The organism is Alishewanella sp. HL-SH05 (genome assembly GCF_052655985.1).
Genome location: NZ_CP199753.1, coordinates 3511376 through 3536681, shown reverse-complemented (window position 1 = coordinate 3536681; position 25306 = coordinate 3511376). Strand labels below are relative to the sequence as shown.

Here is a 25306-nt window from a genome sequence, read left to right as displayed (position 1 = left end):
GGCATGTTACATCCAGCGGTCGCTGTTACGACGGCTTGGAATTAATTTGGGTAACAATAAACCGAACACTAAACCGAAGGTTAAAATCACACCACCAATGGTCATTGGCTGCTGCCAAAAACTCGCTTGGGTGGCATTCAGCTCAGTCGTTAAACGCTCGTTATTACGTCGCAGTTGTTCTAATTCTTGTACGGCTAAATCACGCTCGAGTGTCACTTGATCTAAAGTGGCTTGCAGTTGGCTGGCGCCTTGCTCAAGGCTATTTAAGCGCGAGCTTTGCTCTTGAAAAGTGGCCGTTAATTCACTCAGTTGGGCATTTAAACCGGGCGTAAATGTCAGATGCTCTTTTGGCAACCAAGCGGTTTTATCTTCCTCATACTGAATTTGCGCATAATCATTGTCTTCAGACAGGAATACCACGCTGCTTCCGGCCGCTAACGTGCCGACGATACGATATTGATTACCCGGCCCAGAGTGCAAGTACACCACTAAGGCATCGCTAATAAAAGCCTGTTTTTGCTCAGTTTGGCTTTGTGCCGGTAACCAGCATAGCAACAGACTGAGTAAAAATAACGAACGAACAGAGCTGCGAAATAATCTAAACATAGGTATCCTGAGACTTAATTGAAAACAGATGTCATATAACAATAACGGCGATGATAGGCAGTTGTGTGGCAATTGACAAGGACTAATAGCCGTAAGGCCAGTTCGCTGTCGGAGAGTGGTAATGAGTCTGGAACTTGAACTTAAGTATTTAATTAGTGCTGCAGATGCCGCGTTACTGCCGGATCTGTTGCAGCTTTACCCCATTTTACGTACAACTGAACCGCAATCACTGCTAAATGCTTACTTTGATACGGCAGAGCATTGGTTTCGGCAACATGATATGGGATTGCGCTCGCGCTTAAAGTTAGGGCGTTTTGAGCAAACCTTAAAGCTAGCGGGGCAACAACATGGCGCCTTGCAAATTCGCCCAGAATACAATGTACCATGTCATGGCGTCATACCGCAGCTTGACCAGTTTCCTGCTGAAGTGTGGCCCGCAGACACAGATATCAGCGCACTGCAAACACAGCTGGTTGAGCTATTTCGTACTGACTTTCAGCGCAGTAGTTGGGTGGTACAATTGCCGGATGCTGAAATTGAAGTGGTCTACGATAATGGCGAAGTGCGAGCCGGGGAGCGGCGCCAAGCGATTTCGGAAATGGAGCTGGAGTTACTTTCAGGGCGGCCACAAGCTTTGTTTGAACTCGCCGAATTCTTATTAAAAGCCTTGCCATTACGCACCGGTTGGCTCAGTAAAGCCGCCCGCGGTTATCAACTGTTTCATAACAAGACCACCGCCAGACCCAAGCCGTTAGCTGCCCAACAAGCCGCACAACCGCTACTGGTGTATTTGCAGCGTTTACAGCAATTAGAAAACTGCTATTTGCAAGAGTTAGCGCCTGATTTGTTGAGCGAGGTCGAAGACGCGTTACAGCAACTTGCGCATCAATTAACCGATGAAGGACAACAACTCTTGTCCAGTCAGGCCCGCACAGCGGCCAGAGAGTTGGCAGAAAGCGGTGCTTTAGTCTTTAACAGTCAGGCGTATCATCTGCTGTTATTAAAGGTATCCGCTTTACTGTTACAAGACGTTTAAGCAAAGGAGTACAACATGACCGCATCACAGGGGCAGGGTAGCTATTGGCAAGCCGATTTTGAAGCCTTATCACCGCAATTGGACGCGGCAACGTTGGCTAAGCTGACTCGTCTGTTGCAGTCTAGTACTTTTATTGGCCGTACGCTCAGGCAACAGCCGCAGTTGCTGGCGCTCTGTTGTGATAGTGAACGCTTACAGCAGCATTTAGCCGCTGGTTTTCATGATCCCTTAACTGCCATCACTTCAACGGCTGAAAGCGACGTATTTTCTGCGTTACGTCGTTATCGAAATGCCAGTTTATGCTTGATTATGGCGGCGGATATTTTTGAATTACAACCAATTGCCGCCAGCCTGACGTCGGTATCGCAATTAGCGAATACCTTGATTAACAGCGCCTATCAATGGGCTTATCAGCAGCAAAGTCTCAGTAGTGGTCAGCCTTTAGATGAACAGGGCGAGCCAATGCCGTTACTGATCTTAGGCATGGGTAAGTTGGGTGGTGGTGAGCTGAACTTCTCATCTGATATCGATTTGATATTTACTTATCCCAGTAACGGCGAAACGGTGGGCGGACGCAGGCCCCTAGAGCATCAACAGTTTTTCACTAAGGTCGGGCAAAAGCTGATTGCCGCCTTACATCAGGTGACGGCTGATGGGTTTTGCTATCGTGTGGACATGCGGTTGCGGCCTTTTGGCGATAGCGGGCCGCTGGTACTCAGTTTTGCAGCACTGGAAGATTACTATCAAGAGCAAGGGCGTGAATGGGAACGTTACGCCATGTTAAAAGCGCGCGTACTTAACCCCGATAAGCGTTACGCGCCTGAGTTACAAGTCTTATTAAAACCCTTTATTTATCGGCGTTATATTGACTTCTCCGCGATTGAATCGCTGCGGCGGATGAAACAGTTAATTGAACAAGAGAATCGTCGGCGCAATCGGCGCGATAACATTAAGCTTGGCGCAGGCGGGATCCGCGAAGTGGAATTTATTGTGCAAACCTTGCAGTTAATTCGTGGTGGGCGTATTCCACAATTACAGCAACAATCGCTGTTAAAGGTGTTGCCTTTACTGCAAGAGCACGAGTTGCTGAGTGCCGAGCATGCTGCCGCCTTGCAGCAAGACTATCTGTGGCTGCGTCAAGTAGAGCAAGGCCTGCAAGGTATTGACGATAAACAAACACAAACCTTACCGGCCGAGGCGGTTGGTCAACAACAGTTATTAGCCTGTTTAGGGCGAACCGATTGGGCCAGTTTGCAGGCAGACATTGAAGCGGCTATGCAGCGTATTCATCAGTATTTTAAATTGGTGATTGAGCCAGAAGAAAACTTGGAATCCCAAGAGTTAAGCCTTGGGCGCCTATTGTGGGACAGTGACAGTGTGGGCTCGGACTTAGCAGAGCAAGTTGATTGGTTAGATATGGCTGAGGCAACCGCACTGCTCGAACAATTACAGCAGTTTAAATTGGATTGTCAACGCCGCTCAGTGGGCCCGCGTGGCCGTGAATATTTAGCCAAGCTGATGCCACAACTGTTGCATTGGTTACAGCATCAACAGGCTTCTAATACCATTTTAAGTCGGATCCTTGGTGTATTTAGTAAAATCGTTACCCGCACCGCCTATTTAGAATTACTTTTTGAAAATCCGCCCGCGATGCAGCAATTGGTGCTGCTTTGCTCGCAAAGCGGTTGGCTGGCCGAGCAACTGGCCCGTTATCCAATGTTGCTTGACGAATTGATTGATCCGAGCCAGTTGTATCAGGTGGCCACCATTGATGACTATCGTGATCGCTTACGTTTATATTTATTGCGGGTGCCGGAAGATGACTTAGAGTTATTAATGGAAACCTTGCGGCAATTTAAACAAGCGCAGCAGCTACGTATTGCCGCAGCTGATATTTCGGGGGCTTTGCCCTTGATGAAAGTGAGTGATCACTTAACCTGGTTAGCCGAAGTGATTGTTGAACAGTTGGTAAATTTAGCGTGGCAACAAATGGTGGCTCGTTATGGTTTACCGGCGGGAGCCAGTGATCAGGATAAAGGTTTTGCGGTGATTGGTTATGGTAAGCTCGGTGGTTTAGAGCTGGGTTATGGTTCGGATCTTGACTTGGTATTCTTGCATCAATGCCGCAGCCAAGAAGGCACCTCTGGCGATCGCAGCATCGATTCGTTGCAATTTTACTTAAAACTTGTGCAGCGTATTCTCCATTTAAGTACCACGCGAACCAACAGTGGCGTGCTGTACGAGATTGATACGCGCTTAAGGCCTTCCGGTAATTCTGGCTTGTTAGCTATTCATATCGACACTTATCAGCAGTATTTACAGCAGGATGCCTGGACGTGGGAGCACCAAGCTTTAGTTCGGGCGCGGATGATCTTAGGCTCGGCGGAACTGCGTTCCGAATTCAGCCAGATCCGGCAACAAATTTTAACTTTGCCACGGGATGCTGCGCAGTTAACCCAAGATGTACTGCAGATGCGTGCTAAGTTGCGTGAGCATCATGGTGTCGCGACGGATGATGTAAAGCACAGTGTTGGCGGTATTGTTGATCTGGAATTTCTCAGCCAGTATTTAGTGCTAGCTTATAGTAAAGACTATCCAGCGTTGTTTGAATTCACCGATAATATTCGTATTTTAGCGGCCGCAGCGGCCAGTGGTCTACTGCCAGAAGCGGAAGCCATGGCTTTAGCCGAGGCGTATCAGGTATTACGTGGCGCAGGGCATCGGCATACACTTGCGCCTGCTACGGTGAATGTGGATAGCGGCTTGGCACAGCATCGCGCGCAGGTACAGCAAAGTTGGCAGCACTGGTTTGCGAATGCACCAAAAGCTTAAAGCTGGTAGGGGTTAGGCCCGGTCGCCACACAATTTTGTTGGAAAAACGGATCGGTTAAATAGGTCACCACTAAAGCCCGGGCATTAGGACAAAAAAAGCCAAAAATAGGCTGCTTAAAATCCGGGCTGATGGTCACCGTCATTTCCTGTAATGCTTCGACTAAACTACCGTTTGTGACAAAGTACTCTTTCACAACGTAGTCGCGTGGTAATGCCCAAAAAAGCTGCATCTGTTCTTGATCAGCATAATCTTGCAACACCTGCTTAATGGTTTTTCCGGCTTCAAAACGTCGACGGATCTTTTGGCCACGCCAAGTTGCCGCCGCCGGTGCGGCTACTTGCAATTCACGTCGACGTAGGCGTAAGACCAATTCATCGCTCGTATCCGGAATGGTAATAATAAAATCGCTGGCATCGCGGGTTTTTTGCAGGCTGGTGCGATAATCCGAATAAAAACGGCTAAAGCCCTCGGCGGCCGCATTCTTTTTAGTCGGATCGAACAATAGCTCAGGTTTAGTGATGAGCAAAAACACTAGGCCAATGACCAAGATCCCCACTAGCAGCTGTAATAAAATCTTCATGGGTTATAACGTCCTAGTCATATAATGACGGTGCTTCAGCATCCGGTCGGGTTTTAAACCGCCGATGCAGCCACATATACTGTTCGGGGTTTTTTAATACGGCTTGCTCAACCCACTGATTAACGCGGGTTACATCGGCGCGATCATCGCCACTGGGAAAATGATCAAACGCCGGCAGTATGTCAATTTGATAGCCGCGATAATCAGGTAAACGATAAGTATAGATCGGGATCACCACGCAATTTGCCGCATTGGCAAAAAGTAAGGTGCCGGTGGTGGTGGCGGTATCTGCCACCGCAAAAAAAGGAACAAACTCAGCCCGACTGCGACCGTAATCTTGATCGGGAAGATAAAAACACACTTCTTGCTGATTTAGCGCCTGGATCAAGCCTTTAACATCCCGCTTGCCAATCATATATTTATTGCTGCGGCTGCGACCGTGGTACTGCAGATAATCCATTAGCGGGTTATTGTTCGGACGATAAAAACCAATGCTGGGGTGGGTTAAGCCAATCACTCGCCCAGCCGCCTCTAAGTGCAGAAAATGCCCCGCCAGCAATAAAATACCCTTGCCGTTAGCGACTGCCTGCTGGATATGCTCATAACCGGTAATATGTGCTAAGCGACGAACTCGCCAATCCGGCCACCACCAGCCAATCACCGTTTCAAACATGGCTTTGCCACTTTCTTCAGCGTTGCGCCATAACAAGGCTTCACGTTCAGCCGCGCTTTTCTGTGGAAAACAAAGCTCGAGATTTCGTCTAGCAATTTTTTGACGGGATTTTAAGGCTTTAAATAATAACTTACCTAAGGCTGCGCCTAGGGTCATCAGCACACGGTAGGGTAACCAGCTGATAAGGTACATCAAGCCGACACCGATCCATAACAGCCAATAACGCGGCAATAAAAAACGCCAACTAAACTGAGGAGACTTAACCAAAATTGATATCCGAAAAAAACAAACTGTCGGTATTGTATCGAAAAAATCGCAGCAGGAAAGGTGAAACTGGTAGGAGCATACGAAAAGACGAGGTATACCGACGCGCGGTATACCTCAACAGATTTACATCGTCAGTGCGTTGTTAATGGCTAACAGGTCTTCTTCTGTTAAGTTACCGGCAGCTTGTTTGAGCTGTAACTGCGCTAAGATGTAATCATAACGCGCGCCTGATAGGTTACGTTGTGCATCAAACAAATTACGGGTGCTGAGTAAGACATCAACGATAGTTCGGGTGCCCACTTCAAAGCCGGCTTCGGTTGCTTGTAAGGCGCTTTGCGCCGAAATAACCGCTTGTTCTAAAGCACGGATCACAGACATTTGTGAATTGACATCGTTAAATGAGCTACGCACTTGGCGAACCACAGAGCGATAGCTTTGCTCTAAAGCTTGGCTGACTTCCACATAGCTAGCTTGTGCCACACGCACGTTTGCATCAATAGCACCGCCGCTGTAAATCGGTACAGAGAGGCTAATGCTGATTGAGCTGTTGTCAAAGCGATCAAAGCCTGATGTTTTAGATACACCTAAATTGGCAATCGCATCAACGGTGGGTAAATGCCCCGCTTTCGCTAAATCAATATCAATTTCAGCCACATCTAACGAAATGCGCTGAGCTTGTAATACCAAGTTGTTTTCCTCAGCAATGCCAACCCACTCATTGGCTGCAGCAGGCTGCGGCCGTGAGGTAGAAAATTTGTCGGTATTCAACATGGCGACTTCAGCATGATACTGACCCGTGATTTCGCGCAGGGCTTCACGGGCATTTTCTAGGTTATTTTCACTGCTAATTTCACGCGCAACCACGCTGTCATATTGAGCTTGAGCTTCATGCACATCGGTGATCGCGGTTAAGCCTACCGCAAAACGTTGCTTGGTTTGCTCTAACTGGCGTTCTACAGAGCGTTTTTCGGCAGCCACGAACGTTAAGTTATCTTTGGCTTTTAACACGTCAAAATAAGCTGACGTCACGCGTAAGATCAGACCTTGCACTTCAGCGTTGTAAATGGTTTGGCTTTGCAGCGCCACTTTTTCTGCGCGTGGCAAACTTTGCCAATCAAACCAATCAAACAGGCTTTGCCGCGCGGTAACGTTGGCACCGATGCTGTTACTGCCACCGAAGCGTAAATCATCGTTAGAGGAACGACCAATTTCAGCGCCAAAGCTGACAGAGGGTAATAAACGGGCTTTAGAGATATCAATACGCGCGGTAGCGGCATCGCGGTTAGCGGCAGCACGTTGCACAACCGGATCCTTTTGGGTAGCGAGCTGATACACCGCCTTTAAGTCATCAGCCTGTAGTTGTAGGCTAAAAAAACTTAGCGATGACAGCACGAGAGTGCTTAATAACGTTTTTTTCATGTAATAAATCCTGGCTGAATAAGGAAACTGCCCAAATGATAACCTGTTAAAGTAAACTAGGTAACGTTTAAACCGTAAAGTTACCCGGTAGAGTGTAACAAAATGTGAGGGCAACCATGTCGCAATTCAAGATAGGACAGTATCCTTCTTTTCAAGCAGAAGATCTGGACATTATCGACAAAACCACGGTTTTTCAGGGCTTTTTTCGGATTGAGCGTTGGCAACTGCGACATAAGCTGTTTGCAGGCGGTTGGAGCCAGCCAATGATCAGAGAAGTTTTCGAGCGCGGACAGGCTGTGATAGTCTTACCTTATAATCCACAAACCGACGAAGTGGTGTTGGTTGAGCAGTTCCGCGTGGGCGTGGTCGATCAAGGTCAAAGCCCGTGGTTACTCGAATCTATTGCCGGTATGATTGACGATGGCCAAACAGCAGAGCAAACCGCAATTCGTGAAGCAAAAGAAGAGGCGGGCTTAACCTTAAGCGAGCTTTGGCCAATGTTAAATTATTTTTCGAGCCCCGGTGGCAGCACAGAGAAAATTCATTTGTATTTAGCCCGGCTAACACAACCCGTTACTGGCGGTTTATTTGGGCTCGATGCTGAACATGAGGACATCAAAATGCACGTTATGCCACGGCAAACAGCCATGCAATTATTAGCATCAGGGCACATTAACAATGCTGCGACAGTGATTGGCTTGCAATGGTTAGCGCTGCATTTAAGCGATGTGCAGCAACGCTGGGGTACACGCCTTGCATAAATCGATTTATGTACCGCAGTTACCCGACTTTTTGAGTTTGTGTGAACGCAACTATGCCGCACTGCTGCCGTTATTGCCCGAAACGCCGCAACTTGGCCAGCAATTATTTATCGCGCTGGGTGAGCAGGATATTTATTGCTTAACGGTGCTTGAGGTTGCGCGCTTTACTACGCGGGTGAAAATAGAGTTGAGCAGTGCCGATCATGTTTATTTTCAACCCAGTTTTGATGTGCAGCTTTACCATGATGCGCGGTTAGCCGAAGTGGTGCGAGCGCAGCAGCAATGGCGCTTTATTGGTGTGTATCCTTATCCGAATGCCACCATGTCGCAGCCTGATGAAAAACGACAAATTAATATGTTACTTCGCGATTGGTTAAACTTGTGCGCGCGGCGTGGTACTCGGCAGCATTCGGCGGTGTCAGGTTAATGCACAACTATGTATTCCCAGCAAAAGCGGCCTATCGTTTAGTGCAAATTACCGATTGTCATTTATTGGCGGAACACGATGGCATATATCGTGATTGCCAACCGGCGGTGCACTTACAAGCGATTTTAACACAATTACAACTGTCGCCACCCGACGCACTCATTTTAACCGGCGATCTCACCCAAGATCACACCTTGGGCAGTTATCAATTATTGGCACAACTTTGCCAAGAGCTAAGCTGCCCTGTGTTTGTGTTACCCGGTAATCATGATGATTTGGCTATGTTAGCTCAGCTGCAACAACAGCCACCGTTTCAAAGGGCAGAAAGTTTAAGCTTAGGCGAGTGGCAACTGTTTTTGTTAAATACCAAGGGCCCGACACCTGCCGGTGAGTTTGCCGAGGAACGGCAAAGCGCTTTAGCCCAGCAGTTTGCAAAAAGTCAGGCCAAACAGTTTTGGTTGTTTTGTCATCATCACCCTCAGGCATTGGGCTGTTTTATTGATAAACATGGTTTGCGCGATCAACAGACTTTTTGGCCATGGTTACTGCGCGAACCCAAAATTAAAGGGCTGGCGCATGGCCACGCGCATCTGGCTTATCACAAGGTGGTGCAGGGTATTGATATTGTCGGTTGCCCAGCCAGTTCGGTGCAGTTTTTAGCAAGCGATGACTGGCAAACCGTTAATGCCGGACCACAATGGTGCGAATGGTATTTTGCTGCGGCAGGTCAGGTCAGTTGGCAGTTTAAGAGGCTTTAATGCAACGAATTTTATATTTACACGGGTTTGCCAGTTCCAGTCTTTCGACCAAGGCGGTGCAAACCCAAGCTTACTTTGCTGCATTACCGAATGTGCATTTTCAAGCGCTAGATTTACCTTACACGCCCGATGCGGCGATGCAGGTATTAGAGCAAGCCATAGTGCAACCGCCAACAGCCATTATTGGCAGCTCGCTGGGTGGGTTTTTAGCCACGGTACTGGCCGAGCGTATCGGCTGTCGCGCCTGCGTGATCAACCCGGCAGTGGCACCGCATCGGGTATTAAACCAATTTTTGGGTGAGTACGAACACCCGGTGTTACAACAGCGTTATCAGGTACAAGCGCAGCATATGCAACAGCTCGAAGCCTTGATGCCGATGCAGTTGCAACAGCCCAGTCGCTATTTAGTCCTTTTGCAAAGCGGTGATGAGGTGTTAGATTATCGTTTGGCCGTGGATTATTATCAGGGCGCACAGGTTCAGCTAGTTACAGGTGGTGATCATAGCTTTGTTGGTTATCAAGATTATCTGCCACACATTGCCGATTTTTGTCTGCAACCTCAGGAAACGGGAAGCCAAATTACAGTATGACTGAACAACTTTATAATGCCGAGTCGATCGAGGTTCTCACCGGTTTAGAGCCGGTGCAGCGCCGTCCAGGTATGTATACCGACACCACGCGGCCAAATCACTTAGCGCAAGAAGTAATTGATAACAGCGTGGATGAGGCGTTAGCCGGTCACGCCGATTTAGTGCAGGTGATTTTGCATGATGATCAATCGATTGAAGTTATCGATAATGGTCGAGGCATGCCGGTGGATATTCACCCCGAAGAAGGGGTGTCTGGCGTCGAATTGATTATGTGCCGGCTACATGCGGGCGGTAAATTCTCTAACAAAAACTACCAATTCTCTGGTGGTTTACACGGTGTTGGTATTTCTGTTGTTAACGCCTTATCAAGCCGAGTGGATGTGAGTATTCGCCGCGATGGTCAGGTTTATGATATCGCCTTTGAACATGGTAACAAGGTGGCAGAGTTAGCCGTTAGTGGCACCGTGGGTAAACGCAATACCGGTACACGCGTTCGGTTTTGGCCCACCGCCTCTTATTTTGATTCACCCAAGTTTTCAGTGAGTCGTTTGTTACATGTATTAAAAGCCAAGGCCGTATTGTGCCCTGGTTTAACCGTAAAGTTCGATGACAAAGTTAACCAACAACAATATCAATGGTGTTATGAAGCCGGTATTCGTGACTATCTCGCCGAAGCCGTACAGCATTTTATTGCCTTACCTGAGCAGCCGTTTGTTGGTCAATTTACCGCCAGTACCGAAGCGGTAGAGTGGGCGTTACTTTGGTTGCCAGAAGGGGGAGAGCTAACCACCGAAAGCTATGTCAATTTAATCCCGACGGCGATGGGCGGCACGCACGTTAATGGCTTGCGCCAGGGGTTGTTAGAAGCCATGCGAGACTTCTGTGAGTACCGCAATTTATTGCCCAGGGGTATTAAACTATCAGCAGAAGATGTTTGGGATCGCTGCGCTTACGTGATGTCATTGAAAATGCAAGATCCGCAGTTTGCTGGCCAAACGAAAGAGCGTTTATCGTCACGGCAATCGGCGGCTTTTGTCAGTGGTATAGTCAAAGATGCTTTTAGCTTGTGGTTAAACGAACAAACCGATGTGGCTTTAGCCTTAGCCGATTTTTGTATTAACAATGCCCAAAAGCGGCTACGGGCTGCAAAAAAAGTCATTCGTAAAAAAGTAACGTCAGGGCCGGCTTTACCCGGTAAGTTAGCCGATTGCTCGGCACAAGACTTAGCCCGTACCGAACTCTTTTTAGTTGAGGGTGACTCGGCGGGTGGCTCTGCTAAACAAGCGCGTGATCGGGAGTTTCAAGCCGTCATGCCACTGCGCGGTAAAATTTTAAATACCTGGGAAGTAGAATCTGGACAAATCTTGGCTTCACAAGAAGTTCATGATATCTCCGTGGCCATTGGTATCGATCCTGATTCGTTAGACTTATCCAGTTTGCGTTATGGCAAGGTGTGTATCCTAGCGGATGCCGACTCGGATGGGCTACACATTGCCACCTTGCTGTGTGCTCTGTTTATGAGACATTTCCGCCATCTAGTTGAGCAGGGCCATGTCTACGTTGCCATGCCGCCATTGTATCGAATAGACATTGGCAAAGATGTGTACTATGCGCTTGATGAAGAAGAGAAAAATGGTATTCTCGACCGTATCGAAGCAGAAAAGAAACGCGGCAAAGTCAATGTGCAACGTTTTAAAGGCTTAGGTGAAATGAACCCGCTGCAACTGCGTGAAACGACAATGGATCCGAACACTCGGCGTTTAGTGCAACTGACTGTAGACGACGCGGCGCAAACAATGGAATTGATGGATATGCTGTTGGCGAAAAAACGTGCTACCGATCGGCGTAATTGGCTGGAATTAAAAGGTGATAGAGCCATCATCGCTTAATCTAGGCACGGCTAAAGCATTTATGGAGTCACCTGTGAAAAAACTGCTGGTCATTCTTCTGTGGTGTTGGGTTAGTCTCGGCCATGCTGAGTCGTTACCTGATGATGTGCCTGAGTGGCTGCAGCAAGTTGCTGCAGAAAAAAATCGTGCGCCAGAACAGATGCTCGAGATTTTAACGGCTAATCAGGCGCAGTTTGCTAACTTAAGCGCAGTGGCTCAGGCTTATTGGTTAAATCATCAAGCCACCATTTTAAGTCATTTAGGTCGTTTTCAAGAGCAGCAAGCGGTGGCAGAGCAGGGTATTGCGCTACTCAAAGATAATCCGAGCAGTTTATATGCCGAGCTCAGCTATGAGTTGGGCTTTGCTTTTGAAATGAAATTGGCCTTAGCCGATGCGATGAAGTGGTATCAAAAAGGCGTGGCGACGGCGATTGCTGTCGAAAATGAAAGGCTGCGTTTACGCGGGCTAATTAATATTTCGGCGGTTGATTCGTTACAAAATCGTACGCACCAAGCATTACAAAACTTACAAGATACCTATGCGCGCGCGACGCAATTAAAAGATAAAGAGCTGCTAGCCGAAGTAAATGCACAGTTGGGCTTGCTGTACTCTAACTTGTCGTATGAGCAAGACGCGCAAGAGTTTCTAGAGCAAGCCTTAGTGTTGTATGAAGAGTTGGGCTGGCATAAAAACCGCGTGACGGTATTGTATAATTTGGCTCGCAATTACAGCTATTTAGAAGACTTTGAGTTAGCGCTACAAAGCTTCGAGCGGATGTTGCAATCGGCCTTAAAAGAGCAAGATATATTGAATTTATATTACGCTTACAACGGTTTGGCGATAACCAGTAATGAAATGGACAAACCGCAAGTGGCGTTAAATTACATGGAAAAAGCCGAAGAGTATTTGGCGGTTATTCATTCCGACTATTATTTAGCCAGTCATCATTATGAAAAAGCGCTGATTTATCAAAACTTGCAGCAAAACACCCAAGCCATGCAGCAATTATTGCTGGCTGAGCAATATATGCAAACGGCAGAGAACAGTGGTTCGGGTAATATGCTGTTATCGTTTCAATTACTCAAATCGGAATTGTTAGCGGATCAAGGGCAATATGAACGTGCTTTTCAAACTATGCGGCTTTTTGTTCGTGGTTTTCAGCAATTTCGAGATAAAGAAAACGAGTTAGAAATTGCAAAAATGCGCTTGAGTTTTGAAGCCGAGCGCGAGCAAGTTCAGCAAAATATGTTAGAGCAAGAATACCAATTAAACGCGTTACGCTTAGCAGAAGTTGAACGTAATAGAGTAATGCAATGGTTATGGCTGGGCATGGCCTCGACCCTAGGGCTATTCATACTGGTGGTGGTGTTATTACTACGCCGCACCCGTTCAGCGAAGGCCACACCCAGCTCGCCAACACGACAGGATCAGGCATGACAGAAACCGTACTTTCCGCCGATGGCACCGAACAACTGCCACTGCGCCGCTTTACCGAAGAAGCCTATTTAAATTATTCCATGTACGTGATTATGGACCGGGCCTTACCGCATATCGGTGATGGGTTAAAACCGGTGCAACGTCGCATCGTCTATGCCATGTCTGAATTAGGCCTGTCGCATCTGGCGAAATATAAAAAATCGGCGCGTACTGTCGGTGATGTGTTAGGTAAGTTTCATCCGCACGGTGATTCCGCGTGTTATGAAGCCATGGTATTGATGGCTCAACCCTTTTCATATCGTTATCCGTTGGTCGACGGCCAAGGAAACTGGGGTGCGCCGGATGATCCAAAGTCTTTCGCGGCAATGCGTTATACCGAAGCCAAATTATCGCGCTTTAGCGAAGTTTTGTTATCTGAGTTAGGCTCAGGTACCGCCGATTGGATCCCCAATTTTGACGGCACCCTCGAAGAGCCCAAGGTGTTACCGGCTCGTTTACCGCATATATTACTTAATGGTATCACCGGTATTGCAGTAGGCATGGCCACGGATATTCCACCGCATAACGTGCGTGAAATTGCCAATGCGTGTGCTGAGATCTTGGATAATCCGAAAGCTGAATTAGCCGATTTATTACAGCATGTGAAAGGCCCCGATTATTCAACTGATGCCGAAATTATCTCTTCTATCGAAGATATTGCGGCGGTATACGCGACAGGCCGCGGTAGTATTAAAATGCGTGCGGTGTATCTGCAAGAAGAGGGCGATATTGTGATAACGGCGCTGCCGCATCAAACGTCGGGCTCGAAGGTACTGGAGCAAATTGCGGCGCAAATGCAGGCGAAAAAGCTGCCAATGGTGTCAGATTTACGTGATGAATCGGATCACGAAAACCCCACCCGCATTGTTATTGTGCCACGCTCTAATCGTATTGATGTTGAGCAGTTAATGCAGCACTTGTTTGCCACCACTGACTTAGAGCGAAGTTATCGAGTTAACCTGAATATTTTAGGGCTAGATCACCGGCCACGGGTGCGCAATTTACTGGAAATCTTAACCGAGTGGCTGAGCTTCCGTCGTGACACTGTGCGTCGGCGTTTGCAGTTCCGCTTAGATAAAGTGTTAGACCGTTTGCATGTATTAGAAGGTTTGTTAATTGCCTTTTTAAACATCGACGATGTGATCCGCATTATTCGAACCTATGACGAACCTAAGCCTGAGTTGATTGCTTTTTTTGGTGTAACAGAGCGCCAAGCTGAAGCGATTTTAGAGCTGAAATTGCGCCACCTTGCCAAGCTAGAAGAAATGAAGATCCGGGGCGAGCAGGATGAGCTGAGCAAAGAGCGCGATAAGCTTCAGGCTATTTTAGGCTCTGAGAAAAAACTGACTAAGCTCGTGCGCGATGAGCTGATGGCCGATGCACAAAAATACGGTGATGATCGCCGCAGCCCTATCGTGCAGCGTGAAGAAGCCAAAGCCTTAAGCGAAAAAGAATTATTGCCAAGCGAAGCGGTTACCGTGGTGTTATCTGAAAAAGGCTGGGTGCGCTGTGCCAAAGGGCATGATGTGGATGGCAATGCCCTTAGTTATAAAGCCGGCGATGCGTTTAAAGCCTTGGCGAAAGGCCGCTCGAATCAACAAGCGGTATTTTTAGATTCCTCGGGTCGCAGTTATGCCACCGAAGCACATGAATTACCCTCAGCTCGCGGCCAAGGTGAGCCATTAAGCGGCCGTTTCGGCATTGTGGCCGGCGAAACCGTTGAGCATGTGTTAATTGCCGATGAAAAACAAACATTACTGCTCGCTTCTGATGCGGGCTATGGTTTTGTGGCGGAATTTAATGACTTACTCAGTCGTAATAAAGCCGGTAAAGCGCTGCTCAGTTTACCGACGGCGGCAAAAGTATTGCCACCGTTACCGGTTGGCAACCCCGATACCGATTTATTGCTGTGTATTTCAAACGAAGGCCGTATGCTGGTGTTCCCTGTGGCCGAGTTACCGAAACTCAGCAAAGGTAAAGGTAATAAGCTGATGTCGATCCCGTCGGCACGTTCAGCCAGTCGAGAAGAGTTTGTCAGTTTGCTAGCCGTAGTACCGGCTGATGGCAGTGTCACCTTAGTGGCCGGTAAGCGTAAGCTTAGCCTGAAAGTGGATGACTTACAGCACTATCATGGTGAACGGGGGCGGCGTGGTAATAAGCTGCCACGCGGTTTACAGCGCATTGATGAAATAATTGTCAATGGCCTTAGTGATCAAACCAGCAGCCCGAGCGAATAACGTTATACTAGGCCCCTGATCTGATTGTGGTGTGATTTGGCAAGGGGCCTGATGTGGTTGCTGTATTGCGTATAGTGTTATTAGTGCTGTTTTTTATTGGCAGCACCGTGGCGGGATTACTGGTTTGTTTATTCCGCCCTTTTCATCCTAACAATGTGGCATTGTTTAGCAAATGGTACGGCAAGGTATCGTGGATCCTCGGCATTGACGTAGAGATCCGTTATGATCCGGCGATTGCACCAGGCGAGCCATACGTGTTTATTGCTAATCACCAAAATAACCTCGATTTATTTACTATCAGTGGTTCAGTGCTACCGCGCACCGTAACCATTGGTAAGAAAAGCCTGAAATTTATTCCATTCTTTGGCCAATTATATTGGCTTAGCGGTAACTTCTTAATTGACCGTGATAACAAAGCTAAAGCGCTCAACACGATGTTATTTGCCGCAGAGCGTATCGCTAATCAAAAGATCTCGGTATGGATGTTTCCCGAAGGCACCCGCAGTTATGGTCGGGGGCTGTTGCCGTTTAAGATGGGTGCTTTTCACATAGCTTTAGAAGCGAATGTGCCCTTAGTGCCGGTATGTATGAGCTCTACGCATAACCAGTTTAAATTAAACCGCTGGCGCAACGGTAAAGTGATTATCCAAATGAATGCGCCGGTGGTGCTGACTAAAGATGACAATTTACGCCAGTTTGCCCGAAATATTCGTCAGCAAATGGCAGATCAAATTAGTGCGCTTGATGCCGAGCTAGCTAACGACTACACTGCGCAACAGAAAAAATAACTGAGTAATCTTTATGGAAAACTGGCAAGAATTTACCGCAGAAACTATTTCTTGTGTTTTAGTGTAAATCAGCCAGTTTCCCCAAGTATCGCTAACCATATAATTATATTAAAATTCCCCTTAATTCTGTTTCTCCATGTTTCATTATATTCCTTTTTAGTTCAACATACCTGTGTACATGAGTAAGTACACAATTTGAGTTAAATAGATGGTGTGTACACATCAGGGAGGAATCAGAAATGTCTTTATCAGATAGCTGGCTAAAAGCTAATCACGGCAAAACTGTATTACAGCGATTTGAAAAAGCTGATCGGGATGGTTTGAGTGTTAGGGTAAGTGCCGGCGGTAAAATCACTTTTCAAATTAGATTTCGATATGCAGGTAAGCAGCAGCGTTGTGATATTGGCTCTTACCCACTCACGTCACTTAAAGATGCTAGAGCAGAGTGTATGCGTTACCGTGCTGAGCTTGAGCAAGGTAATGATCCGCGTATGATTAAAGCTATCGAAAAACAAGATAAGCTCAGTCAAAATACGGTTGATACAGTAGCGGGCGTATTTGAACGCTGGTTTCATGCAGTGGCTGTCCGGAAGAATAAACAGGCTCCACATCTGTATAAGAGCGTAGTGAAGCACCTATTACCAAAGCTTGGGCGCTTGCCTGTAGCAAAGGTCCATCTGGATCTCTGGTTATCAGTAATTGAACCTGTTGCAGAAAAAACACCCTCAATGGCCGGTCGGCTTTTAAGTCAAAGTAAAAGCATGCTGGCTTGGGCCTTAAAAAGAAACTTAGTGACTAATAATGTGCTGGCGCAAATAGGTGCTCACACTGATCTGCACATAGAACGTAACGAGCGAGACCGAGTTCTGACCGAACAAGAACTCAGTTGGCTGTTTGAATATTTTGAATATGCACAATATGCAGAACCAAAGAATCTAATCTTTATGCAGCTGTGTCTTTTATATGGGTGCCGCAACGGCGAGCTACGTAAGGCTAAGAAAGCTGATGTTGATTTAGTTTCGGGTATCTGGACTATACCTGCTGATAACCGCAAGGGCAGAAAAAAGGACGGGCCTTTAAAGCGGCCAATTCCACCAGAGTTTACATATTTATTTGAATTACTGATTCAATTGTCTGATGGCGAGTATCTTATTCCGGTTCGAGGTAAAGACTTGGCTTTAACAAGTAATGCCAGCATCTCTCTACCATACAAAGTGATGAACTGGGTTCGTAAGCATAAACAAGTGGATATGCCTCACTGGTCGCTTCATGATTTGCGAAGAACGGCAAGAACATACTTCAGTAGTTTAACTGAACCACATATAGCCGAAATTATGCTAGATCATACATTACCCGGAGTGTGGCGCGTTTACGATAAAAGTGATTATTTACCAGAGCAAATGCGAGCGTATCAAGCATGGTATAGGAAGCTTATGATTATTACAGGAAGAGCCGGTGAAAATAGTGTGCTTGAGTTTAGAGTACAAGCATAACAGTGAACTAATCATACAAAGAGCCATGGTTGTTGGTCAGTTCTTTGCCACAAATAAGTGATTACGCTGCAAAAATTGCCAAGTGTTATAACGCGAGAATGCAAATTGAAGAGAGCTTCTGTGATCAGAAGAGTCAGATATACGGGCTTGGCAGAAGCGCCCATCAGACGTATAAAAAAGAAAGGCTCAAAGAGTTGCTAGTGCTAGCGGCGTTGGGTAACTGGCTTCATTATATGCTTGGGTTGGCGATAGAAATCAGTGGGAAGCATCGGACATTACAAGCGAATAGCATCACACATCGGCGGGTGTTGTCGTTTAACTATTTAGGCATGCGTTTATGCCGCCTTGCAAGGCTAAGTCTCTGCGCGCAGCATATCCAAGCTGCTATTAGGCAGATAATGGCTTGGGCTGAAGAGTGGGATTGGAAAAACATTAAGTCGGTAAGTTGTTGATATGATTATCCGTCAGGTATTTGTCATTAATCTTCTGATATAACTAGCATATTGGAATTCGTTAGGTAAACTTTAACTTCAGACTGAAAAAATTCAAATTAAACTGACATTTGCGCTATAAAATCAATATATTTAATTTTTCAATTTAAAAGGAATTATAAATTTGAGCATTTGGCGTCTTCCATTCAAAGAGGAAATTCAAGGGCTCTTTGCTTATGACCCTTATAATAGAGTTAGAGGTTTTTATCATGGGAATTTTAAAGCACCAGAATTTAAGCTGCATCCGCGTTGGTTTAATATCCAGAATCTTTTTAACTCATTAGAAAAAACCTTTTGGACGTCGTCTGATGAAGGCACATATAAAGTTAACACAGCTTTGTATGCCTGCTTTCAAACGGGTTCGACTTATGAGGGGGCAGCGTCATACTGTGGCGGTTTTGTAAGGCTTGTGCGCCAAGGCGATTCACATTTGCACACTAAAATCTATCATGAATCAGAAAGGTTTAAGATTTCTGGTTGCGGTACATATATTGTGGATAACATAACAGGTCTAGAGTGGAAACGTGATGCAGAACCTGAAAGATGTGATTGGAAATCTGCAGTTTTAAAATATAGTTTAGGTGCAATACATGACTCTCTACAAGATAAGTCAATAAAAAGCTGGCGACTGCCGCATAAAAGTGAATTTATTAAAGCTTGGATGTATCCAAGTATATTCATAGAAATGCTCAACGAAAATGTTGAAGAGTTAATTTGGTCCTCAGATGATGGTGCATGTCAGATCTTAGCTAAGGGACGAGCTTCAGTTTATAGCGTTCCAGTAATTCAAAATCAAAAGTCATATCGCGTTAGGTTAGTTCGAAGTACTATCCCATCTGATAAAAATATTATAGGAGGAAAGCAATTTATAATCAGTGTTTGTGGTGAATATATTACAGATTTTGAAAATAATATTGAATGGAAAAGAAATTTAGAGCCTGATACCTTCACCTATGATGAAGCAAAAAAACGATTTAAAGAACCATCTTTTAAAGAGAGATTTCAGATATATACAAATTATAATCATATTGATAAATTCAAAACATAGCCCACAATGGGTTAAGAAGTGGCACTTTCAATATTAGTGATGATGTCATTAATTTTCAACGAGCGGTAAAGTCCGTTTTCAAATGAGATGATCAATTAACCTAATCAAATTGGCAAATAGCTGATACTGTGGGTTGTAAATTTGTGTGGATCCCTCAGTAACCTTACACCACCATATTTTTGTATAAGGCATGGCTGAAGCGTTCGTTAAAACGTTCAACGTGATTGTGCTTATATGAACGAGCGGCCTGATGCAGCAACGGTAATTGCTCAGCTTGCTAGCTGGTTCGAAAATTATATAAGTTTCCATCCGCATAGCAGATTAAAAATGTTATCACCGCGAGAGTATCGGGCTTTCAAAATGGCAAGTTAGTACTGCCCGTTTTAGCGAGGCAACTACAATAACACCCTCTACTTGCCAGAAGTATTCAGTCATATTCCAAAACTGACTCGCTAGAAGTTCTAAAGCAGATTCTTTTCGTTTTCTAACGTTCGTTATTTCAAGTTGCGTCTTCTAGACTAGCAATAGAATCAATAAAATCCGAATATCGAACATGACCACTGATACGCAGAAAGTCAGCATCGCTTATACGGCCATTTTTCAGCATATGCTTATATATTCTTATTTTATTTCTGTACCCTTTTGTAAGCCTTACAGAATCCTTTTTAACCAGTAATCCATGAACCTTCAGGCGCTTACCGGTTTCAGAATCTGCAAAGTAGGTTTTGTCGTGATTTAGTTGAAATCCACTATTCTCTATCAGCTCTTGTAAGTATTGCTTTAAACCATCATCAAACTCACCGGTTCCTGAAAACGTTATGTCGTCGGCATAACGAGTAACTTTGACGTTGTATTGTTCAGAGAGCTTGATCAGTGAATCGTCGATAGATTGCATGCACAGATTCGATAAAACAGGGCTCGCTGGAGATCCTTGCGCGAGTGAATCATGCAAGCAACATAGATCTGAGATTAGTTCGGATGCATCATCACTGTAACCCAGAGCTGTTAATGAACGTAAAACGCTCTCTTTGGATGTTGATGGAAAAAAGTTGTCGATATCTACAGCAAGCACCCAACGAGCACCTATGTGCTGTTTTGCAGCATCAACAAAAGACCTCCCTTTAACAAAGCCATACACGTGGGGATGAAATGTTATGTTGCTACTGAGATGCTCCCCAAGCCACTTTTGAATAACTTTTATGGCTACTTTTGGAGCGAAAATTCTACGAGTTTTTTTGCCATTTGGGATTTTGAACTCCCGATAAAATTTTTCAGGCTTTTTCGTCATTGCATAAATGAAGCCGAGAGAATATCCGAAGAGAATGGCAAGACAGTATGCTGAAGAAACTGGTGGCAATTGACGAGAATGTAACTCGAATAAGGCGGATGAATACTCACATCTTTGCTTTTCTGGCAAAGCTTCTAAATACTTATCGATAGAATTGAAGGAAACTAGGAGCGGCGCGGCATTCATGACACAAATCCCATAAATAAGTTTCAACGATGGACAAGCGTCCATTTGGGCGAATGCACGGATGGACGCTTGTCCATCGGTGATTCTGTGTCTAGCCTTCGCAAGCGGGCATGATTCACACCCTCGCGATAATTCATCGCCGCTCCCAGAGAGTAGTTCACCACTTTCTTTTCCCTAATTCAAGTGCTCGTGCAACATCTGAGTTATATTTACTGCGAACAGACGGGATTAGACCCAACCCGCTTCCAGTAAGCGCATAGTTTCCAGTAACCTTATCTCTAATAATTAACTGCTTTTTGAGCATTTTGTCTAACTGGCGATTTAGCCACTTGGCATTTATATCTCGGTAGTTAGTGATGAAATATCCAATAAAGCCCTCAATATTAAGCGGTTGAAGGCGTTTTAGAACTATTAAAATGTTAATTGGCGTTGGCAGAGTGCTATTTTCACCAACCCACTGACAAGATAAAAATTGAACTCCGGATTCATTCAGAATTGATTGCAAGTACGATTCAAGTTCAGCAGTACTATCAGCTGTAATTCTTGTTAACTTTATCCAAGCATTGACTTTTTCGGATGATAAAAATGAGAAGTTAGCTTCTTCAACAATTTCATCGAACTTGGCTTTTAACAGCAACTCGGCGGCTTGGCCTATTTTTTCTAATTTGGGTGAAGGTGCCATAATGACTGCTGTGGGCACTAAATATTTCTCTGCAAGTCTAGAAGACAGATTATCTAGCTGCCTTCTAGATACAAATCCTGGCTTAGTGTTTTCGCTTACATGTTCAATAGACATGTAAAGCACGATAGCGCCGTCTGAGGTTCTGATATTTACATCAGAAATAAAATAGTCTTTCTGAAGCTCAGGGAGCTCAGCGATATCTGCTATATCAAGCAAGGCCTATATCCCTCCAAATTTTTAACAGCTTTCCACAAAGAATACCTGCTCGTTCAGGCCATTCTTTTGCAGTTGTTAACTTATGAGTTTTTAATTTTATAATGTTGCCTTCACGTACAGTTTGAACTTCAGGCTGATAGTCAGCAATGACTCTAGCGTCGTAAGCACTTTCAAGTAACTCTGCCAACTCATTGCTAACAGTATTTACGTCTGTCAACAGCCTGCTACTCTTTCCTTTTTCCATCAACCCTTTTGCAACTTGTTTTGCCAAAACTTGTTTTGCTTTTTTCCTTATGCTGGTCCGCAGCAAATCAGGAATTCCAGCATGCATGGTATATTTCCAGCTAGCCTCCATTTGTCCAAGCATTGCTCGTGTGATCAAGAAAGCAGAATAATAGTAACGATTGAATGCACTTCTACCTAACAAGTCTGAATTCACTGCATCACCATGACTTAGTGCTAGTCGTTCAAGCTCTTCGCCAACATATTGCATCAATAATGCTCTTCAATATACGCATAGGCCTTAGCGAACAAGTCTTTGTCTTTGCCGAGGCTGAATTGCATCAGTGTTAGCAGTAATGCTTTCTGTATCTCGCGTGGGCCGCTGTTAGAGCTTTGCCAGCCGTCGAAGCGGGTGGCTTTTACTATCTTGTCGATTTGCTCAACAACGTCACCAATCAGCTTAGGCGTCGTTTCTGGCCGGGTTTCAAGGAAGAGTGTCGTCAAGGCTTGTTTATTATCTTCCTGGGTAACCACTTTATCGCCACTTTGGCGTTCAGCCTGCACGGTGTCTTTGGCTGCGTCTAACAGGCCTTTTAGCCAGTCTATGGCTTTAATAACACCGGCTTCGTAGTCTTGGCGCAGTTTTTCTAGTCGTTCGCCTAGTGCAACAAACTTGGGGTCATCATGGCCACGTAGGCGGCCCATTAGATCAATTTCCAATTTACGCGCCCGCTGCTCTTGTTCTTTATCCGTCAGGGTAAAGATGGCGTGTTCATCCATTACCAGCTCGTCGATATCATCCCGAATACGGTTAATGTCGGTATGCTGGTGAATAAGCTGAATAGTCTCTGGGCCTAATGCTGCCCACACCAGTGCACCGGTTTGGCCAACAGGGCGCACGGATTCATAAATCTGCGCCAGCCATTTGTAGTCTTTGCGATACGGATTTAGGAATGGGTCGGGGTTAATGGCTGACCATAACTTGGCTACCACACCAAAGGCGGCAGCAAACTCGTCACGCTTTTCATTAGTTGGCAGGCACTCTTGCGCTGCCATAATGCCCTCAAAGCCTTCCAAAGTTCGATCAACATTTGGAAAGAAGGTCAGGCACTTTTCCAGCTGCATTGGCAATATTGCTTTAAAGGCTTCAATGCCTTCCACAACACCTTCAATTTCTTCCGGGTTGTAAGCCAGTGCCGTGCGCAGGTTTTCAAATACGCCGAGGTAGTCAATGATCAGACCCAATTGTTTGCGGGTTTCATCATTCTGATACAGCCGGTTAGTGCGACACATGGCCTGTAACAGCGTATGGTCACGTAATGGCTTGTCTAAGTACATGCAGTAGCAGATAGGTGCATCGAAGCCAGTTAGAAGCTTGGCTGTTACGATAAGTAATTGCAGCGGCTGCTTCGGATCTTTGTAGGTTTCTATTAAGTCTTTTTGCTTTTGCTCATCGCCATCAATGCTTTGCCAGCGCTCAAAGTCAGTCTCTTTTACCGGCAGTTGTAAATCGTCATGCCACTTGCGCCAGTCTTTATTAACTTTGCCCTTTTTATCACCGTCTGGCGCTTTAATTGGGGCTTGGTCAATATTCATCACCACTTCAACAGCATCAAACCCGAGCTTTTCACCCAACAAGTAATACATCTGCACGCAGGCATCGCGGTCGTACACCACCACCATAGCCTTCATCTTTTTCGGCTTAACGTGGCTGGTAAAGTGCTCGGCAATATCGGTGCTAACTGCTGCCATACGTGTAGGCGCTTTTAGCATAATGGCCAGTTTGCCAGCACGTTTCGACAGCTCAGCTTTTTCTTCTTCGTCCAGGTTGTTTGCTGCGGCTAGCGCTTCAAACTCTTTGTCGATAGCTTCACGGTCTACCCGAAGTTCTGCCAGTCGTGGTTCAAACTTCACCGGGTTGGTGGCACCGTCACGAATAGACTGCTTATAGCTATAGCGGTTCATGTAGCGGCCCGGGTCGTCTTCAGCACCAAACAACTTAAAGGTATTGCGGTCTATGCCTGAAATAGGTGTACCGGTTAAACCGTAAAAATGCGCGTTAGGGAGCGCCCAGCGCATTTTGTCACCTAACCCACCCTCTTGAGTGCGGTGAGCTTCATCGACCAGCACAATAATGTTGTCGCGATCGTTCAGGCCTTTTTTATTGGCTTCATCGATTTCAACATCTTTAAATTTGAAGATAGTGGTAATTAAAATGCCCCGGCTATCTTGCTCGATATATTCACCGAGCTTTTTGCAGCTTTGCACTTTAATCAGGTTTTTAACGTCGGCACCGCCAAAGGTTTCACTAATTTGGCTGTCCAAGTCACGCCGATCTACCACGACCAATACAGTTGGGTTTTTCAGCTCATTATCTGCCCGCAGCATCTTAGCGGCATAAAGCATCAATAATGACTTACCCGAGCCCTGGAAGTGCCAAATAAGGCCTTTTTTGGGATAACCACGTCGTACACGGTCAACTATCTGCTTTGCTGCTTCAAACTGCGGGTAACGCGGTAATATTTTTATGCGTTTAGGTGGCGTGTTTTTGCCGGTTTTAACGGTTGAAAACAGCGCGAACGATTCCAACAGCTGTAACAAGGTAATGGGGTTGAGCAAACCCTCAACGCTGTTAAGCACTGTTTGCAGGCCAGGTAAAATGTCATCGCGTAAATCGGTGTTATGCCACGGCCCCCAATCTTTAGGGCCTGCGTTAATAGCACCATAGGCAAAGGTTTTACCTTCACTGGCAAAGCATAATAGGTTAGGTACAAAAAATGGGGCTACATTCTGCCAGTAGTGCTTTTTACCACCCATAAAATCAGCGGCACCGTCTTGCCAGCTAACGCTTGGCCGGGTGGCGGTTTTTACTTCACCCACCACCAACGGAATACCGTTAACGTAAAGCACAATATCAAAATACACTTCGGTAGCAGCGATATAATGCACCTGCTGCGACACCACAAAATGATTGTTTTTGATATCGTCAAAATCAATTAGGTTAATGGTGATATGGTCGCCATTCTCACCAAAGGGCAGGCTCTTTTCTGCCAGCAACCACTCTTGAAAGTTCTCGTTAGCTTTTACCAGGCCGGTATGCTTGGCCTCCAGAATAACTCCACGAAGTTTATAAATAACCTCGTCCGCCAGGTCAGGCTTTTTGGCAATATCAGGGTTTAACGAACAAAGCGCGTCTTTTAGCCACTCATCAACAAAGATATCGTGTGCTTGCTTTGGCAGGCTATCACCGTGGCAGTAAGTCCATTTTACCCCGCATAAACCTTTTAAGCGGTCGATAATTCCATTTTCAGTGACGGTTTGTTCGTTGAACATTTTTAA

General features: G+C 45.8%; 21 protein-coding genes and 1 pseudogene. 14 read left to right on the top strand and 8 right to left on the bottom strand.

What is annotated here, in order from left to right:
- Positions 1 to 6: 6 nt before the first annotated feature.
- Positions 7 to 606, bottom strand: coding sequence for a TIGR04211 family SH3 domain-containing protein (locus ACUJFL_RS16195; RefSeq protein WP_306177824.1), 600 nt, complete (start codon positions 604 to 606; stop codon positions 7 to 9).
- A gap of 121 nt (positions 607 to 727) precedes the next feature.
- Between ACUJFL_RS16195 and ACUJFL_RS16190 the strand changes: the two genes are divergently transcribed.
- The gene (locus ACUJFL_RS16190; RefSeq protein WP_229587121.1) at positions 728 to 1642 is read left to right on the top strand and encodes a CYTH domain-containing protein; all 915 of its coding nucleotides are present in this window, start codon (positions 728 to 730) and stop codon (positions 1640 to 1642) included.
- A gap of 15 nt (positions 1643 to 1657) precedes the next feature.
- A complete protein-coding gene (gene glnE, locus ACUJFL_RS16185) occupies positions 1658 to 4474 on the top strand; it encodes a bifunctional [glutamate--ammonia ligase]-adenylyl-L-tyrosine phosphorylase/[glutamate--ammonia-ligase] adenylyltransferase (protein WP_445425480.1) in 2817 nt (938 codons plus the stop codon).
- Here glnE and ACUJFL_RS16180 read toward each other — a convergent pair.
- The 3 genes from ACUJFL_RS16180 to tolC all read right to left on the bottom strand — a co-directional run bounded on the left by ACUJFL_RS16180 (position 4471) and on the right by tolC (position 7414).
- Complete coding sequence (locus ACUJFL_RS16180) at positions 4471 to 5055, bottom strand: TcpQ domain-containing protein (RefSeq protein WP_306177822.1); 585 nt, start codon at positions 5053 to 5055, stop codon at positions 4471 to 4473. The genes glnE and ACUJFL_RS16180 overlap by 4 nt on opposite strands.
- A gap of 13 nt (positions 5056 to 5068) precedes the next feature.
- Positions 5069 to 5995, bottom strand: a complete 927-nt coding sequence (gene lpxL / locus ACUJFL_RS16175) for an LpxL/LpxP family Kdo(2)-lipid IV(A) lauroyl/palmitoleoyl acyltransferase (protein ID WP_445425479.1) — start codon at positions 5993 to 5995, stop codon at positions 5069 to 5071.
- 123 nt (positions 5996 to 6118) lie between these two features.
- On the bottom strand, positions 6119 to 7414 hold the full coding sequence (tolC, locus tag ACUJFL_RS16170; RefSeq protein ID WP_445425478.1) for an outer membrane channel protein TolC: 1296 nt from the start codon (positions 7412 to 7414) through the stop codon (positions 6119 to 6121).
- 116 nt (positions 7415 to 7530) lie between these two features.
- Here tolC and ACUJFL_RS16165 point away from each other — a divergent pair, with 116 nt between their 5' ends.
- The 12 genes and pseudogenes from ACUJFL_RS16165 to ACUJFL_RS16110 form a co-directional block, all read left to right on the top strand.
- Complete coding sequence (locus ACUJFL_RS16165; protein ID WP_445425477.1) at positions 7531 to 8175, top strand: NUDIX domain-containing protein; 645 nt, start codon at positions 7531 to 7533, stop codon at positions 8173 to 8175.
- A complete protein-coding gene (locus ACUJFL_RS16160; protein WP_226751739.1) occupies positions 8168 to 8602 on the top strand; it encodes a DUF1249 domain-containing protein in 435 nt (144 codons plus the stop codon). Before ACUJFL_RS16165 ends, ACUJFL_RS16160 begins: the two co-directional genes overlap by 8 nt.
- The gene (locus ACUJFL_RS16155; RefSeq protein ID WP_445425476.1) at positions 8602 to 9360 is read left to right on the top strand and encodes a metallophosphoesterase family protein; all 759 of its coding nucleotides are present in this window, start codon (positions 8602 to 8604) and stop codon (positions 9358 to 9360) included. The genes ACUJFL_RS16160 and ACUJFL_RS16155 overlap by 1 nt, the downstream gene beginning before the upstream one ends.
- Entirely contained in the window at positions 9360 to 9950 is a 591-nt protein-coding gene (locus tag ACUJFL_RS16150; protein WP_229587181.1) for a YqiA/YcfP family alpha/beta fold hydrolase, read from the top strand. The genes ACUJFL_RS16155 and ACUJFL_RS16150 overlap by 1 nt, the downstream gene beginning before the upstream one ends.
- Positions 9947 to 11839 carry a DNA topoisomerase IV subunit B gene (gene parE / locus ACUJFL_RS16145; protein WP_445425475.1) on the top strand — a complete coding sequence of 631 codons (1893 nt, stop codon included), beginning with the start codon at positions 9947 to 9949 and terminating at the stop codon, positions 11837 to 11839. The genes ACUJFL_RS16150 and parE overlap by 4 nt, the downstream gene beginning before the upstream one ends.
- Before the next feature lie 34 nt (positions 11840 to 11873).
- Positions 11874 to 13277, top strand: coding sequence for a diguanylate cyclase (locus tag ACUJFL_RS16140; protein WP_445428020.1), 1404 nt, complete (start codon positions 11874 to 11876; stop codon positions 13275 to 13277).
- The gene (gene parC / locus ACUJFL_RS16135; protein WP_445428019.1) at positions 13274 to 15553 is read left to right on the top strand and encodes a DNA topoisomerase IV subunit A; all 2280 of its coding nucleotides are present in this window, start codon (positions 13274 to 13276) and stop codon (positions 15551 to 15553) included. The genes ACUJFL_RS16140 and parC overlap by 4 nt, the downstream gene beginning before the upstream one ends.
- A gap of 53 nt (positions 15554 to 15606) precedes the next feature.
- On the top strand, positions 15607 to 16341 hold the full coding sequence (locus tag ACUJFL_RS16130) for a 1-acylglycerol-3-phosphate O-acyltransferase (protein WP_306177814.1): 735 nt from the start codon (positions 15607 to 15609) through the stop codon (positions 16339 to 16341).
- A gap of 239 nt (positions 16342 to 16580) precedes the next feature.
- Complete coding sequence (locus ACUJFL_RS16125) at positions 16581 to 17834, top strand: tyrosine-type recombinase/integrase (protein ID WP_445428018.1); 1254 nt, start codon at positions 16581 to 16583, stop codon at positions 17832 to 17834.
- A gap of 29 nt (positions 17835 to 17863) precedes the next feature.
- Entirely contained in the window at positions 17864 to 18286 is a 423-nt protein-coding gene (locus ACUJFL_RS16120; protein WP_445428017.1) for a hypothetical protein, read from the top strand.
- 163 nt (positions 18287 to 18449) lie between these two features.
- Complete coding sequence (locus ACUJFL_RS16115) at positions 18450 to 19373, top strand: hypothetical protein (protein ID WP_445428016.1); 924 nt, start codon at positions 18450 to 18452, stop codon at positions 19371 to 19373.
- 187 nt (positions 19374 to 19560) lie between these two features.
- Positions 19561 to 19745: pseudogene (locus tag ACUJFL_RS16110) on the top strand (integrase core domain-containing protein); the annotation flags it as partial.
- Between the two features lie 127 nt (positions 19746 to 19872).
- On the opposite strand, the gene ACUJFL_RS16105 reads toward ACUJFL_RS16110, so the two are convergent.
- The 4 genes from ACUJFL_RS16105 to ACUJFL_RS16090 all read right to left on the bottom strand — a co-directional run bounded on the left by ACUJFL_RS16105 (position 19873) and on the right by ACUJFL_RS16090 (position 25300).
- Positions 19873 to 20847 carry a reverse transcriptase family protein gene (locus ACUJFL_RS16105; RefSeq protein ID WP_445428015.1) on the bottom strand — a complete coding sequence of 325 codons (975 nt, stop codon included), beginning with the start codon at positions 20845 to 20847 and terminating at the stop codon, positions 19873 to 19875.
- Positions 20848 to 21004: 157 nt separating this feature from the next.
- A complete protein-coding gene (locus ACUJFL_RS16100; RefSeq protein ID WP_445428014.1) occupies positions 21005 to 21745 on the bottom strand; it encodes a hypothetical protein in 741 nt (246 codons plus the stop codon).
- Positions 21738 to 22238, bottom strand: a complete 501-nt coding sequence (locus tag ACUJFL_RS16095; protein ID WP_445428013.1) for a hypothetical protein — start codon at positions 22236 to 22238, stop codon at positions 21738 to 21740. The genes ACUJFL_RS16100 and ACUJFL_RS16095 overlap by 8 nt, the downstream gene beginning before the upstream one ends.
- A complete protein-coding gene (locus ACUJFL_RS16090; RefSeq protein WP_445428012.1) occupies positions 22238 to 25300 on the bottom strand; it encodes a type I restriction endonuclease subunit R in 3063 nt (1020 codons plus the stop codon). The genes ACUJFL_RS16095 and ACUJFL_RS16090 overlap by 1 nt, the downstream gene beginning before the upstream one ends.
- Positions 25301 to 25306 lie beyond the last annotated feature (6 nt).